This is a genomic window from Synechococcus sp. O70.2 (assembly GCF_047462135.1).
Taxonomy (GTDB): domain Bacteria; phylum Cyanobacteriota; class Cyanobacteriia; order Thermostichales; family Thermostichaceae; genus Thermostichus.
Map to the genome: position 1 here is coordinate 102927 of NZ_JANSIS010000003.1, position 13336 is coordinate 116262.

Genomic DNA, 13336 nt, shown 5'->3' on the forward strand with positions numbered 1-13336 from the left:
CTTGCGCTCAAACCTTCTGAGTGGCAGCCTCCCGCTGGGCAGCCGTTGAGCGAGCTGCGTGCAGAGCGGCGTAGAGCTTATTGAGGGCATTCATATAGGCTTGCGCAGAGGCAACAATAATGTCCGTGTTGGCAGCATGTCCTGAGAAAATGCGATCCTCATGGCGCAGGCGGATGGTGACTTCCCCCATGGCGTCAATGCCGGCGGTAACCGACTGGACGGAAAATTCAATGAGCTGGTTAGGAATGTTAACAATGCGGTTGATGGCTTTGTAAACTGCATCTACCGGTCCCGTGCCCACCGCTGCATCCACCTTTTCCTCGCCTTCAGGGGTAATCAGGCGCACGGTAGCTGTGGGCGTCTCGTGATTGCCACACACCACTTGCACATGCTCCAGCCGGTAGAGATCCGGCACTGGCCGGGTTTCGTCGTTAACAATGGCCTCCAGGTCGAGATCGGTGATCTCTTTCTTCTTGTCGGCCAGCTCTTTAAAGCGCAAGAAAGCCTTGTTGAGCTCTTGCTCTGACAACTCGAAGCCCAGCTCCTTGAGGCGGGTACGGAAGGCATGGCGGCCTGAGTGTTTGCCCAACACCAAGGTGCTCGATTGCAGACCGATGGTTTGGGCGTCCATGATCTCGTAAGTCTGGCGGTTTTTGAGCATCCCGTCTTGATGGATGCCGGACTCGTGGGCAAAGGCGTTGGCCCCAACAATTGCCTTGTTGGGCTGCACCAACATGCCGGTGAGGTTGGAGACAAGGCGAGAGGTGCGGTAGATCTCCTGAGTCTTGATGTGAGTAAGGGGTTTTTCAGAGTCCACTGGCAGGCCAAAGTAGGGGTTAAAGTAGCTGCGGCGCACATGCAGGGCCATCACTAATTCTTCCAGCGCCGCGTTACCGGCCCGCTCGCCAATGCCGTTAACGGTTACTTCCACCTGGCGCGCGCCCTGCTTGATGGCCTCTAGGAAGTTGGCTACTGAGACTCCCAGGTCGTCGTGGCCGTGGACAGAGATGATGGCCTGCTTGATGTTGGGCACGTTCTCACGGATGCCTTTAATCAGTTGGCCGAATTCCTCGGGCATGCTGTAGCCGACCGTGTCAGGGATGTTGACGGTTTTGGCCCCGGCCCGGATGGCTGCTTCAAGAACCTGGTAGAGGAATTCGGGATCGGAGCGGGTGGCGTCCATGGCGGAGAACTCCACATCGTCGACGAAGGATTTGGCATAGGCCACCATCTCCTCGGCAATCTGCAGCACCTCAGCGCGGGTTTTGCGCAACTGATATTTGAGGTGGATGTCAGAGGTGGAGATGAAGGTATGGATGCGGGGCTTGGCAGCAGGCTTGAGGGCTTCAGCTGCCGCTTCAATATCAGCCTTGCAGGCACGAGCCAGGCTGCAGATGACGGGGCCATCGGGGGTGCCCACGTGTTCCGCTATCTTCTGCACCGCCTCAAAGTCGCCGGGGCTGGCGTAGGCAAACCCCGCCTCAATGATGTCGACCCCTAGCCGAGCCAATTGCCGGGCAATGGCCAGTTTCTCCTCAGCGTTGAGGGTTGCGCCAGGACACTGCTCCCCATCGCGCAGAGTAGTGTCGAGAATGAGCACATGATCTAAAGCTTGGCCATCGAATGAAGAAGAGGGAGAAGATGCGGCAGCGTTCATAACTTGTTCGATTGAAGAAGGGGACAGTAGGCAGTGCTTTTTATTTTGGCATCCCTAGAAGCGGCGTAAAGAGCCACCGGGGACAGGTCAGCGGCTGGCAAAGGCAAAACCCGTTGGGTGGCCTCGGGAGGAGGCATTGCCGACTGCCTTTGGCGGTATCTTGACCGAGGGGGAAGGGGGTGAGGCTGAGCTAGCCAATGCAAAAGAAGTAGCTGCAGACCAACTCCTGGCTGGACAAGGGTTGCCTTCTCCAGCAAGCCAAAATGCTACGATAGCGGCAAGGAAAAAAGGAAGGCAAAGCGTTACATGGCAGAATATACTCGGTCGATTTCCTTTTACGGACGGGAAATTGACATCAATATTGGCTTGATGGCCCCCCAGGCAGGCTGTGGAGTCTGGTTAACCTGTGGGGAAACTTCCGTCTTGGTCACGGCTACCCGCCAGGAAAATCGCGAGGGGGCTGACTTTTTGCCGTTGCTGGTGGACTACGAGGAGCGCCTCTACGCTGCCGGTCGGATCCCAGGGAGTTATCTGCGGCGCGAGGGTCGGCCCCCGGAGCGGGCTACTTTGATCTCGCGTCTCATCGACCGACCCCTGCGGCCCTTGTTCCCGGGGTGGCTGCGGGATGACGTACAAATTGTAGCCACTACCCTCTCTGTGGACGACAAGGTGCCCCCTGACGTGCTGTGCATCTTGGGAGCCTCGCTGGCCCTCCACGGCGCCCGCATTCCCTTCAACGGCCCGGTGGCAGCGGTGCGGGTGGGCTTACTTCAAGATGAGTTTATCCTCAACCCCACCTACGCCGAAATCGAGGCTGGCGACCTGGATCTGGTGGTAGCTGGCTGCGCCGACGGCGTGATCATGGTCGAGGCAGGCGCCAAGCAGCTGCCGGAAAAGGACATGGTCGAGGCTATCGAGTTTGGATTCGAGGCTGTTCAGGAGCTCCTCAAAGCTCAACAGCAAGTCCTTGCCGATCTCAACATCCCTCGTGTAGAGCTACCCCCACCCCCCGTCAATGAGGAGCTGGTTGCCTTCGTAGCAGAACAGGCCCAGGAGGAGATTCGCGCTGTCCTCAAGCAGTTTTTGGACAAGACCAGCCGCGAGCAGCAACTGGAGGCCATCAAGGCCAAGCTGGCGGCCCAAATCCAAGAACGGCCCGAGGGGGATCCCTTGCGGCTTTACCTGCTGGAAAACCCCAAGGAGTTGGACAACCAGTTCAAGGCTCTCCTCAAGAAGCTGATGCGCCGACAGATCCTGGAAGAGGGGGTGCGGGTAGATGGGCGCAAGCTGGATGAGGTGCGGCCAGTCTCTTGCCGAGTGGGCTTGATCCCGCGAGTCCACGGCAGTGCTCTGTTCAACCGCGGCCTCACTCAGGTTCTTTCCATTACCACTCTTGGCACCCCTGGCGATGCCCAGGAGTTGGACGACCTCCACCCCGTAGACGAAAAGCGCTACATGCACCACTACAACTTCCCTGGCTTTTCCGTGGGAGAGGTGCGGCCCTCTCGTTCGCCAGGGCGGCGGGAGATTGGCCATGGGGCGCTGGCGGAGCGGGCCCTGGTGCCCGTGTTGCCCAAGGAGGAGGAGTTTCCCTACGTGGTGCGGGTGGTCTCGGAGGTGCTCTCTTCCAATGGCTCCACCTCAATGGCTTCGGTCTGCGGCTCTACCCTGTCTTTGATGGATGCCGGGGTGCCGATCAAGGCACCGGTCAGCGGCGTGGCCATGGGCCTCATCAAAGAAGGGGATGAGGTGCGCATCCTCACGGACATCCAAGGGATCGAGGACTTTTTGGGCGACATGGACTTCAAGGTGGCCGGCACGCGGGCAGGGATCACCGCCTTGCAAATGGACATGAAAATTACCGGCATCACTGTTGACATCCTCGAGAAGGCTCTCCTGCAAGCCAAGGCTGGGCGCGACTCCATCCTCGACAAGATGCTGGAGGTCCTTCCTGCCCCCCGGCCGCAGTTGGCCAAAACGGCTCCCCGTCTGCTCACCTTCAAGGTGGATCCAGAAGACATCGGCAAGATCATCGGCCCTGGCGGCAAGATGGTGCGCAGCATTACTGAAGCCACAGGAGCCAAGGTAGACATTAGCGACGACGGCACGATCACAGTGTCTTCCACCGTCAGCGGCCAGGCCGAAGCGGCGCGGGCGATGATTGAAAACCTGGTGCGGCGAGTGGAGGAGGGGCAAGTTTACCTGGGCCGGGTGACCCGCATCCTCCCCATTGGCGCTTTTGTGGAGTTCCTGCCCGGTAAGGAGGGCATGATCCACATCTCGCAGCTGGCGGAGTACCGTGTCACCCGAGTAGAAGATGAAGTTGCCGTGGAGGACGAAGTGGTGGTCAAGGTTCGCAGCATTGATCACAAGGGCCGGGTCAACCTCACTCGGCTTGGCATTAGCCCTGAGGAAGCGGCGCGGGTGCGCAGCCACCGCCGTTGAGGCTAGGGTTTCTCCCCAGTCCCGTAGGGGCCAAGGTTCTGGCTTGCCCGCTCAACTAGCTGCCTCCCGCGGCGAAGTGGGCTGGGCCTTGACTTGGGGGCTGGGGTGGGCTGCCTTGCTCAACCTTTCCGCTCAGCACCCCTTGCTGGTGCGGCTTGAGAGCGATGCCCAAGAATGGCTCTATGCCCTGCGCGGCCCCCAGCAGCCTTCCCCGGAGGTGGCAATCGTCGGCATCGATGGCCGCCTCGAAGGACAGGGGGAAAGTGGGGAGAGCAAGCCTCATCCCCATGTTGACTTTCTCCTGGAGCGCTCCAACTACGCTGCCCTGACCCTGCGCTTACTGGAAGAAGCAGAAGCCAGGGTGGTGGTGCTGAATCTGCCCAGTAGCTTTGTGGTCCCCCAGACGCTGGGTGACGAGGACCTGGATGCTCCCCTGCGTCAGGTAGTCCAGCGCTACCCAGATCGCGTAGTTTTGGCTACCCGCAGCAGTGAGAGCTTTGGCCGCCCTGAGATCACCATCTACAACCACTTCTTGCCTTTTTCCTCCCTACGGCTGGAGTATTTGGTAGCACCAGAACATGTTCAGGGAGTGGTGCAACACCGCCTGGATGGGGCTGGGATCCTGCGCCAGGCCCAGTTGCGAGGGCTCTACCTGCGCCGCGACAGCCAAAAGGAGCAGATGTTTGCCTCGGTGGAGGCCTTGGCTTTTGCCAAGTACGATCCAGAGCGGGCCAGCCGCTGGCTGCGCGAGCGGGGCTTCCGGCCGGTGCAATTCAACCCTCTCGGCGCCCAACACTCCATTCCCATCCTCCCTATCGAACAGGTTTGTCCGCCCCTCCCGCTCAACCTCGGCCAGACTTGCGGCGCTCATGAAGGGATCCCTCCCCTCAAGCCCGAGGTAGCTCGTCAACTGCAGGACAAGATTGTTCTGGTCGGCTTTGTGGGCGGCTACCCCGAGACCTTTCCCGTGCGGACAGCGGATGGATCCCAGATTGCGGCAGTAGAACTCCAGGCGCAAATCCTGTCCAGCCTGCTCACTGGCCAGGTGTACCGATCCCTGCCGGCGGAGCTAGCAGCGGGAGTTGTCTTCCTCCTAGGCGTGGCAACGGGCCTGCTCTTGGTGCGCTATCGCTCCTCTTCGCGCGAAAACCGCTGGAAACAGGCGCGCTCTCTCCTCTTGCCGCTGCTAGGGCTAGCCGTTTACGAGGGCTGGGCTGTGGCCCAATTTTTGCTGGGGCGTTGGATTTGGCCGCTGACCTTGCCAGCTTTGGCCGTTGGCCTGACGGGGGTGAGCTTGCTGCTGACCCTGGTGATCTTGGAAAACCACCAGCAGCTTTTGGCTCAACAGCAGGAACTGGAGCGCCTGCGCCGGGCTGAGCAGGAGGCAGCCATTGACCAAGCCCGTAAGCTCCTTTACCGGGTAGCCACCGACATTCACGATCGCGAGCTGCAGGAGCTGAAGGTGGTCATGGACGAGCTGGAGAGCTTGCAATGGCAACAGCAGCAGGGCAGGGCTCCCGATCCGGCTATTTACGATCGTCTGCTGGAGCAACTGGAGCAAATTGGGCGGGGCATTCGCGCCCAGCTCAATGACGTGCGCACCCTGGCCACCAAGCTGCACATTTCCCCTAGCTTGCGGGAAGGGCTGCACCGGGGCATCGACACCTACCTAGACGAGCTTATCCAAACGGGCAGCCTGACTTTACCTGTAGAGCGCCACCTACAGCCCTTAGCGGAGCCCAATACCAGTGAGTGGTTTGACCAACGGGAGGACATCTTGCGCTTTTTGCGAGAGGCCATCGGCAACGTCATTGCCCATGTCCAGCCTCCCAAGGGCAACGCCTCCTTTGTCAAGGTGTCGCTGGTTCAAAGGGATCGCCTCTGCTGTCTGTCAATTATCAACGACGGCATAGAGTACGCCCCCACCCCGGGCGGCGGCTACGGCAGCAAGGCCATGAATACCATCGCCCGCTACCTGCCTAAGGGCTCTTGGCACCGCACCCAAACCCCGGAAGGCTACACCCACGTAGAGCTGCACTGGGAGATGCCTGGTCCCTAGCTACAGTCAGGAAAGCAAGGGAAGCTCTTCGGCAAGCCTCTTGCTCCCTACAAGCTCCCGCCTGCCTTCCCTTCTCCTAGCGACCCAAGGCCTGTAGCCAGCCGATGAGGGTGGTGCCGGACAACGCTTCAAACAAAATCAGCGCCACAAAGCCAATCATCGCCAAGCGCCCGTTCAAGCGCTCCGCATACTCGGTAAAGCCCACCCGTGGAACGGGATCTACGTACATCTCTGGCTCAATGGCGTAGTTGTTGAGGCGGCCACCGTCTTCGACAACCACGGAGCGATATCTGCTCATGGAGTTCTCCTTATCCCTTCTTTATGGAGTGTAGCCTGCTCTATGGAGGATTGTAAAGTTTTGTTGAGGAAGCTGGGTAAGCAGGGTTGCGGCTTTCGTGAAGAGGTGCGAGCTCGGTGACTGAGACGCGGGATTTTGCTCCCCTGCAACCCGAAGACTACATCCCACTCTTCTCAAGCCAAGCCAGGTTGGGGATAATAGCAGCGGCTATGGGAGCAGCCATGTCAGCCCAGGAAAAGTTGCGAGCACTGCTGGAGACCCAGCCAGTAGCCAGTCTGGCAGTGCTGGAGCGGGGAGCGCCGGCGGTGTCGCTGGTGCCGTTTGTGGTGCAGTGGGATCCCCTGCGTTTTGCCATCGTCATTAGCGACCTTTCCCCCCACACTCAGGCCCTGCGGGAGGATCCGCGGGTCGGCCTGCTCATCCACGAGCCGCCCACGGCAGGGGATCCGCGCAGCAACCACGCCTTGCCGCGGCTAATGGTCAGTGGAACAGCCCAGTTCCTCAGCCGCGAGGAGGCCCAAGTCCAGGGGTTCGAGGCGCTCTATCGCGCCAAGTACGAGATTGCCGAGATAATCCTGGGGCTAGCGGACTTCCACTTCTGTCAGATCACCCCCACTGGGGGCAGCTTCATCCAGGGGTTTGGCCAGGCCTTCCGGCTGAGTGGACCCAACCTGGATCAACTGGAGCACCTAGGCCGTGCGGATCCCGGATCCAGGCTAGGAGCAGCGGGTTGACCAGCTCCGGCGCCTCATCTTGGGGGCAGTGGCCCACCCCCGGCAGGGGGATAAACCCCACCACGCAGGGAAACTCGGCCAGGGCCCGCCCTAGGGCAATGGGCTCCCAGGGATCTGCCTCCCCCCAGAGGATGAGGACGGGGCAGGTGACCTGCGGCAGGAGATCTTCGGCCAAGGGCCCCTGGGAGTAGCGGACAAAAGCCAAGAAGACCTCTGCCGCCCCTGGGTCGAGAGCCGGTCGCAGCAAAAGCTGCACCAAGTCTTCTGTAACTGCCTCCTTGCGCCCATAGGCTTGAAGGAGGATCTGGCGAATGGCCCGGGGCTGAGCTAGCTGGGCAAAGAAAAACCGCCCGAAGGGGGGCCACCCCAGCAGGAACTGCAGCAGAGAAGCAGTCCAGCGGCGCAGCCAGGGGAGCTGGTGTCGCTTGCGCTCGTGCAGCAGCCGCAGCGAGGGATCCAACATCGCCACTCCCAAGACCTGGGCTGGCTCCAAAACAGCCGCCTGCAAGGCCACAATGCAGCCAATGGAGTTGCCCACCAGATAAGCCGGCTCCCCCACCACCTCCCGCCCAAAATCGGCCACCTGGGCACCCCAGGTTTCGAAGGTGTAGGGGAGCGGGGATCCGGGCAAGGGCTTGGCGGATCCCCCAAATCCCAGGAGATCAAGGGCGTACACGCGGCAGTGCCGCCCCAGCTCCGGCAAATTCTTCCGCCAGTGGTCGCTGCTAGCCCCAAAGCCGTGGATGAGCACCACCGCTGGACCAGCAGATCCCGCCTGCTGGTAGCGAATGGGCTGGCCCCGCCAGAGCCAGCGCCCCTCGCAGGGAGCAACACCGCTTGGAGAAGGCTGTTCGGGGAGCATGGGGATTAGGATGGCGCTCTTTTTTGCTGGCACAATTTGAATTGGGAAGCAAGTCCTCTCCCCCCTCGTGGCATGTCGCTGGTCACCTGCCCCCTCTTGGGCGTCAACCTGCACCTTACCCTGCCGGAAGCCCACCTGCAGAGCTACGCTGCCTGGATTGAAGCGCGCATCAGCCAGGGTCTGGGCGCCCAGGTGGTTACCTGCAACCCGGAGATGATCGTGCAGGCGCAGCGGGATCCAGCCTTTGCCCAAGTGCTGCAGGAGGCCGAGCTGGTGATCCCAGACGGCATTGGGGTAGTGTGGGCGTTGCGGCGGCAGGGGATCCGCGTCCAGCGGGTGCCAGGGATCGAGCTGGCCGAAGCCCTAATCTCGACGGCAGCTGCGCGGGGGTGGCGCCTGGCTTTGGTGGGGGGGAAGCCGGAGGTCAACCGGGCCGCGATTCAGCATTGGCAAGCCCGCTTTTCTTCCTTGGCCATCTGGGGCCACCACGGCTACTTCTCCCCCGCCGAGGAGGAAAACCTGCTGCTAGCTCTCCAGGCTTTTCAGCCGCAACTGGTGTGGGTAGGGCTGGGCTCCCCGCGCCAAGAGCTGTGGATTGCTCGCTGGCGAGCTCTGGTGCCCCAAGCCATCTGGATGGGAGTGGGCGGCAGCTTCGACATTTGGGCTGGGCAAAAACGACGGGCCCCCCGCTGGTGGCGCGACCATCACCTGGAATGGCTGTATCGTCTCTATCAGGAACCCTGGCGCTGGCGACGCATGCTGGCTCTGCCCAGATTTGCCTGGCAAGTGCTGTGGTCTTCTTCCTCCTCCCCGGCTTCCTCTTTGTAGGTGCTTTGCTGTAAACTACCCTACGGCTAAAGCCGGGAGCTTTAAGGACGCCGCTCCGCTGGCCCGAGTAGGGAAACTGCTTCCGGAAGAAGCAGTAGCTAGCTTGCAGGCCAGGGTTGTAGAGGGTGGCGCTCCTTGCCACGGCTAAGTCTGGGGATCTGTGCGCCGCGTTTTTCCATATGGCTGGTCAGCCCGTTGGCTATGCTTCTTGCTACTTGGCCAATCCAAGCCCAAGCCTCTCTCTTCCAGCTTTAACGGACTTAGGCCTTCAACCTCGCCCGCGATCCCTGCCCAGCGGCTCCGAGAGCATGGTGTTGCTGCGGGGTGTGAGCAAAGTCTTTCCCAACGGCGAGTGGATCTTGCGGGAGGTAGACTGGGAGGTGCGCCGCGGCGAGTTTGTCTTCCTAACGGGGGCCTCGGGAGCGGGCAAATCCACCCTCCTGCGGCTGCTCTACGGGGCTGAACAGGCCACCAAAGGCACGGTGATGGTGGATGGGGTGTGCCTGTTTTCTTCGGAAGGTCGGCAGCGGCCCTACCGGATTTCCTCCCGTCCCCTGGCGATGTTGCGGCGGCGTTTGGGAGTGGTCTTTCAAGAGTATCGCCTGTTGGCCAATCGCACCCTAGCGGAAAACGTGGCCTTTGTCCTGCGCGCCCAAGGGCTCTCCCCAGCAGAAATTCGCCGCCGCCTCGGGCCAACCCTGAAGATGGTGGGGCTGGCTGACAAGGAGGATCGCTTTCCCCACGAACTTTCAGGGGGAGAACAGCAGCGCCTCAGCCTGGCCCGTGCCATTGTCAACCTGCCGGTGCTGCTGCTAGCAGACGAGCCAACGGGCAACCTGGATCCGGAAAACTCGCTGTTGGTCCTTCAGATTTTGGAGCGGCTCAATTCTTTTGGGGTGACTGTCATCATGACCAGCCACGACCCCTATCTTGTGGAGCGGGCCGGCCACCGGGTGGTGCGCATAGAAGGAGGACGTCTGTATGATATGGGCTGAGGAGCTGCCGGGATTCCCAGCGCAAGGCGGCGCTCCAGAGGGCTGGAATCCCAAGCTGGGTTCAGGTGGCGGTAGGCAGCATGCCATTTCTCTATAAGATCCGCTATCTCCTGCAGGAGACCCTTTTGGGGTTGCGGCGGGGGGGCTGGCTGAACTGGGCTGCGATCAGCACCCTGTTGGTGTTGCTGTTTTTGGTCGGGATCGGCGTGGAGCTGTCTTGGGGCGTGGAGGCGACGGTGCGCTCCCTGGGAGGACAACTGGAGATCTCCGTTTATCTAGAGCCGGGGCGCCGAGGGGTGGAGCTGGAGCCGCAAGTTGCCCGACTGCCTCATGTAGAAGCGGTGAGGGTGATCACCAAAGAGCAGGCCTGGCGCGACCTTTTGCTGGAGATGGGGATCCAAGATGAGGCGGCCCTGGAAACCCAGTTGGGAGAAAACCCCCTCGTAGATACCCTGCGGGTCAAGGCGGATTCTGCCGCAACCCTGGCTCAAGTGGCTGAGCAGATCCGTCGCCTGGAAGGGGTGGACGAGGTATACTACGGCAGCCGTGTTGTGGAGGAACTGGCCCAGCTTCAGGAGCTGCTGCGGCTGGGCTCCCTGGGCATCCTTGGGGTGCTGACCCTGGCCGCGGTGGCTGTAACCACCACTACCATTCGCCTTGTCGTCATCGCCCGGCGGCGGGAGATTGAGGTGATGCAGCTGGTGGGGGCAACGGCAGCCTGGATCTACCTGCCCTTTGTTTTGCAGGGCTGCCTGTTTGGGTTGATCAGTGCCCTGGGGGCTTGGGGCTTAGTTGTGGGATCCCGTCAGTTGCTGCAGGAGGCGCTGGAGCAGCTCATTGCCCTGCCCTTGATCAAAGTGTTCCAGGCAGGTTCGGATCCCCTGAAGGCTTGGTTCTTACCGCTTTTGCTGTTGGGGATGGGAATTTCCCTAGGCACCAGCAGTAGCCTCATTGCAGTGCGCAAGTCAGCAGGTCGCGGGTTCTAAGCTTGGGACTTCTATGCCAGTCTACTCGGCCCCCTTACGCTACGATTTACTCAGGAACAGGAAGACTCCAACTATGGTGTCCCGCAACCCTCACTTGGCCATTGACAACGACGAGCTCATGCGTCGGGTAGAGGCATTGATTAACGCTTCCAAAAATCGCTATCGCATTACCGTGCAGGTGGCTAATCGTGCCAAGCGTCGCCGCTATGAGGATCCCGACGATGTCGAAGAAGGCTGGATGAAGCCCATTCGCCGCGCCATCATCGAGATGTCGGATGAGCTGACCCAGCCAGAAATCATTGGGGATGAGTAGAAGTCGGCCCAACCCCTTGAGCGGGAGGGAGCGCTCTTGAGGGACAAAGCTGGGTTTTTTGTCTACCAGCAGGCGCAGTTACTCCAAGAAGAAAAAGGCAATCCCAAGAATGGCATAGGTGGCCAAGAGCAAAAGCCCCTCCAGCCAATTGGAACGCCCGTCGCTGGTAACGGAGTTAACCAGCAGCACGGAGACGGCAATTGCCACCAACTCCACTGGCCCGAAGTTAAAGTTCATCGGTTGGCCGAGAAGGCTACCGGCCAGCACCAAGAGAGGAGCCACGAACAGGGCAATCTGCATCGTCGAGCCCAGGGCCACCGAGAAGGAGAGATCCATCTTGTTTTTCAAGGCCACTGTGATTGCCGTCGCGTGTTCGGCCGCATTGCCGATGATTGGCAGCAGGATCACCCCCATAAACAGAGGCGTGACTTGCAACTGCTCGAGGGCGGTCTCTAGGGTATCCACCAGCAACTCCGACTCAAGGGCCACTAGCACTGTTAGCCCCAAAAGAGCGAGCACCCAGGGCCACAGCCGACTTTGCTCCGACGAGGCCGTCAAGATCTGGGGGATGGATCCCTCTGCCTGCAGAACCGGATTGGGGGCAAGACGGGCGGCAGCTTCCTCTTCCGCGGCTTCAGCTTCGTGAATGCTGTAGAGGTAGCTGTGGGTTTTGAGGGAAAAGAGCAAGGTGAGACCGTAGACGACTAGCAACACCAGAGCCACTGCCGTCGAGAGCTCCTGAATCGAGATCTCGCCCAAATTGGCATCGGCATAGGTAACCACGCTGGGTAGGATCAGCGCCACCACCGCCAGGTTCATTACTGAGGCGTTCATGCGCGCTACCTCAGGCCGAAAGCTCTGCTCGCGAAACTTGATCCCGCCCAGAAGCATGGCCAAGCCAGCCACCAGGAGCAGGTTGCTGATGATGGCGCCAGTGATGGAAGCCTTGACCACCTCCACTAGGCCAGCCCGCAGGGCCACCAGGCCGAGGATGAGCTCGGTGGCATTGCCAAAGGTGGCGTTGACCAGCCCCCCAATCGTCGGCCCCGTCAAGGCAGCAATCTCTTCTGTGGCCTGGCCGGTAAACTTGGCCAAAGCCACCACTGCCAAAGCGGCGCAGAGGAAGATTAGGTTGGGATCCCAACCCCGAAGGTGGCCTATCCAGGAGAGGGGAACCCCCGCCAGCAGCAGAAACGGCAAGACGTTTAGGACTTGCTGCCAACCTGCTGCAGAACGAGCCGGGAAATTGGTATCCGCCAGAGTCATAGCTCCAAAGATGAAGACCAATAGCTAGTTCCAGTTTCAGATAAAGTGGCTGCCGCTGCAGCTTTGAGACTTTGCGGAAAATAGGACTGCCCAAAACAAAAGCCACCGTCTGGACATCTCCCGAAGCAGTCTAGCCGTTGCTGGGGAGGCGCGGATAGGGGCTGCTGAGCTTCCCCTGCCAGGAGCTCTCTCCAGCCTCTCAAAACGAGGAGTGCCAGAGGTAGCTTTCAGCCTAGGTCCAGTTGCAGGGCCAGATCCAGCAGCCGATGGGCCAGGGTAGCCTTGGGAGCCAGGGGGAGCCGCTCGGGATCTCCCTGACGCGGGATCCAATAGCCTTGGTTGTGGCTGCTGCCAAAGCCGCTCTCCGGCTGGTCAATGGGGTTGGCTACGATGGCGTCTAGCCCTTTTTGCTGGAGCTTCTTGCGGGCTAGGGGGAGGGGATCCCCGCTCTGGGCAGCAAAGCCAATCAGGCGCTGGCCGGGACGTCGCTGGCGGGCCAAAGCTGCCACTAGATCAGGGACGGGTTCCAAAGCCAGCAGCGACGGCAGCTCAGTCTTAGCCAGCTTGCCCGTGTAGGTCTGCACAGGTCGCACATCCCCCACCGCTGCTGCCATCCACAGGAGATCGGCCTGGGGAAACTCGGCCTGCAAAACCTGCTCCAGTTGGGCTGCTGTCTGCACAGGGATGGCCCGAATGGCGAAGGGTGCTGGATCAAAGGGGATCCCCAGTGGCCCGTGCACCAGGGTAACCTTGGCACCTCGGCAGGCGGCAGCCACCGCCAGCGCCACCCCCATCCGTCCACTGGCCGGGTTGCCGATGAAACGCACGGCGTCAATGGGCTCCCGTGGGCCCCCGCCGCGGCGCGGCGGGCGGGCGGCGGGCGCGGGGGGCGG

The 13336-nt window shown here is 60.9% G+C and carries 12 protein-coding genes; 7 read left to right on the plus strand and 5 right to left on the minus strand.

The genetic code is table 11. The features are described 5' to 3' along the window. Positions 1-7 precede the first annotated feature (7 nt). Positions 8-1657, minus strand: coding sequence for a 2-isopropylmalate synthase (locus NW812_RS04915; RefSeq protein ID WP_414394640.1), 1650 nt, complete (start codon positions 1655-1657; stop codon positions 8-10). A 306-nt stretch (positions 1658-1963) separates the two neighbouring features. On the opposite strand from NW812_RS04915, the gene NW812_RS04920 reads away from it, so the two are divergent. Next, positions 1964-4102, plus strand: a complete 2139-nt coding sequence (locus NW812_RS04920) for a polyribonucleotide nucleotidyltransferase (RefSeq protein WP_414394642.1) — start codon at positions 1964-1966, stop codon at positions 4100-4102. Between the two features lie 43 nt (positions 4103-4145). Further along, positions 4146-6161 (plus strand): CHASE2 domain-containing protein, encoded by a 2016-nt coding sequence (locus NW812_RS04925; RefSeq protein WP_414394643.1) that lies wholly within the window; start codon positions 4146-4148, stop codon positions 6159-6161. Positions 6162-6237: 76 nt separating this feature from the next. Here the strand turns inward: NW812_RS04925 and NW812_RS04930 are convergent, their stop codons facing one another. Beyond that, the gene (locus NW812_RS04930) at positions 6238-6459 is read right to left on the minus strand and encodes a high light inducible protein (protein WP_414394644.1); all 222 of its coding nucleotides are present in this window, start codon (positions 6457-6459) and stop codon (positions 6238-6240) included. Positions 6460-6575: 116 nt separating this feature from the next. Here NW812_RS04930 and NW812_RS04935 point away from each other — a divergent pair, with 116 nt between their 5' ends. Next, positions 6576-7193 (plus strand): pyridoxamine 5'-phosphate oxidase family protein, encoded by a 618-nt coding sequence (locus tag NW812_RS04935; protein WP_414394646.1) that lies wholly within the window; start codon positions 6576-6578, stop codon positions 7191-7193. On the opposite strand, the gene NW812_RS04940 is transcribed toward NW812_RS04935, so the two are convergent. Continuing rightward, the gene (locus tag NW812_RS04940) at positions 7087-8055 is read right to left on the minus strand and encodes an alpha/beta fold hydrolase (RefSeq protein ID WP_414394647.1); all 969 of its coding nucleotides are present in this window, start codon (positions 8053-8055) and stop codon (positions 7087-7089) included. The two genes, NW812_RS04935 and NW812_RS04940, sit on opposite strands and share 107 nt — an antisense overlap. A gap of 72 nt (positions 8056-8127) precedes the next feature. On the opposite strand from NW812_RS04940, the gene NW812_RS04945 reads away from it, so the two are divergent. The 4 genes from NW812_RS04945 (at position 8128) to NW812_RS04960 (ending at position 11177) form a co-directional block, all read left to right on the plus strand. Beyond that, positions 8128-8883: a WecB/TagA/CpsF family glycosyltransferase gene (locus tag NW812_RS04945; protein ID WP_414394649.1), complete on the plus strand. Its 756-nt coding sequence runs from the start codon at positions 8128-8130 to the stop codon at positions 8881-8883. Between the two features lie 308 nt (positions 8884-9191). Continuing rightward, positions 9192-9878, plus strand: a complete 687-nt coding sequence (locus NW812_RS04950) for a cell division ATP-binding protein FtsE (protein ID WP_414394650.1) — start codon at positions 9192-9194, stop codon at positions 9876-9878. An 80-nt stretch (positions 9879-9958) separates the two neighbouring features. After that, the gene (locus NW812_RS04955) at positions 9959-10864 is read left to right on the plus strand and encodes a cell division protein FtsX (RefSeq protein ID WP_414394652.1); all 906 of its coding nucleotides are present in this window, start codon (positions 9959-9961) and stop codon (positions 10862-10864) included. A 73-nt stretch (positions 10865-10937) separates the two neighbouring features. Further along, positions 10938-11177 carry a DNA-directed RNA polymerase subunit omega gene (locus tag NW812_RS04960; RefSeq protein ID WP_414394653.1) on the plus strand — a complete coding sequence of 80 codons (240 nt, stop codon included), beginning with the start codon at positions 10938-10940 and terminating at the stop codon, positions 11175-11177. A gap of 78 nt (positions 11178-11255) precedes the next feature. Here NW812_RS04960 and cax read toward each other — a convergent pair whose 3' ends face one another. Together cax and NW812_RS04970 are read right to left on the minus strand one after the other, a co-directional pair. After that, positions 11256-12443 (minus strand): calcium/proton exchanger, encoded by a 1188-nt coding sequence (gene cax, locus NW812_RS04965; protein ID WP_414394655.1) that lies wholly within the window; start codon positions 12441-12443, stop codon positions 11256-11258. A 227-nt stretch (positions 12444-12670) separates the two neighbouring features. Beyond that, positions 12671-13336, minus strand: a 666-nt coding sequence (locus tag NW812_RS04970; RefSeq protein ID WP_414394657.1) for a phosphopantothenoylcysteine decarboxylase, incomplete at its 5' end; no start/stop codon positions are given.

Bases quoted from the DNA above. Each gene is read 5' to 3' on its own strand.
- NW812_RS04915 (WP_414394640.1), bottom strand. From the start codon at position 1,657: ATGAACGCTGCCGCATCTTCTCCCTCTTCTTCATTCGATGGCCAAGCT.
- NW812_RS04920 (WP_414394642.1), top strand. From the start codon at position 1,964: ATGGCAGAATATACTCGGTCGATTTCCTTTTACGGACGGGAAATTGAC.
- NW812_RS04930 (WP_414394644.1), bottom strand. From the start codon at position 6,459: ATGAGCAGATATCGCTCCGTGGTTGTCGAAGACGGTGGCCGCCTCAAC.
- NW812_RS04940 (WP_414394647.1), bottom strand. From the start codon at position 8,055: ATGCTCCCCGAACAGCCTTCTCCAAGCGGTGTTGCTCCCTGCGAGGGG.
- NW812_RS04945 (WP_414394649.1), top strand. From the start codon at position 8,128: ATGTCGCTGGTCACCTGCCCCCTCTTGGGCGTCAACCTGCACCTTACC.
- NW812_RS04950 (WP_414394650.1), top strand. From the start codon at position 9,192: ATGGTGTTGCTGCGGGGTGTGAGCAAAGTCTTTCCCAACGGCGAGTGG.
- NW812_RS04955 (WP_414394652.1), top strand. From the start codon at position 9,959: ATGCCATTTCTCTATAAGATCCGCTATCTCCTGCAGGAGACCCTTTTG.
- NW812_RS04960 (WP_414394653.1), top strand. From the start codon at position 10,938: ATGGTGTCCCGCAACCCTCACTTGGCCATTGACAACGACGAGCTCATG.
- cax (WP_414394655.1), bottom strand. From the start codon at position 12,443: ATGACTCTGGCGGATACCAATTTCCCGGCTCGTTCTGCAGCAGGTTGG.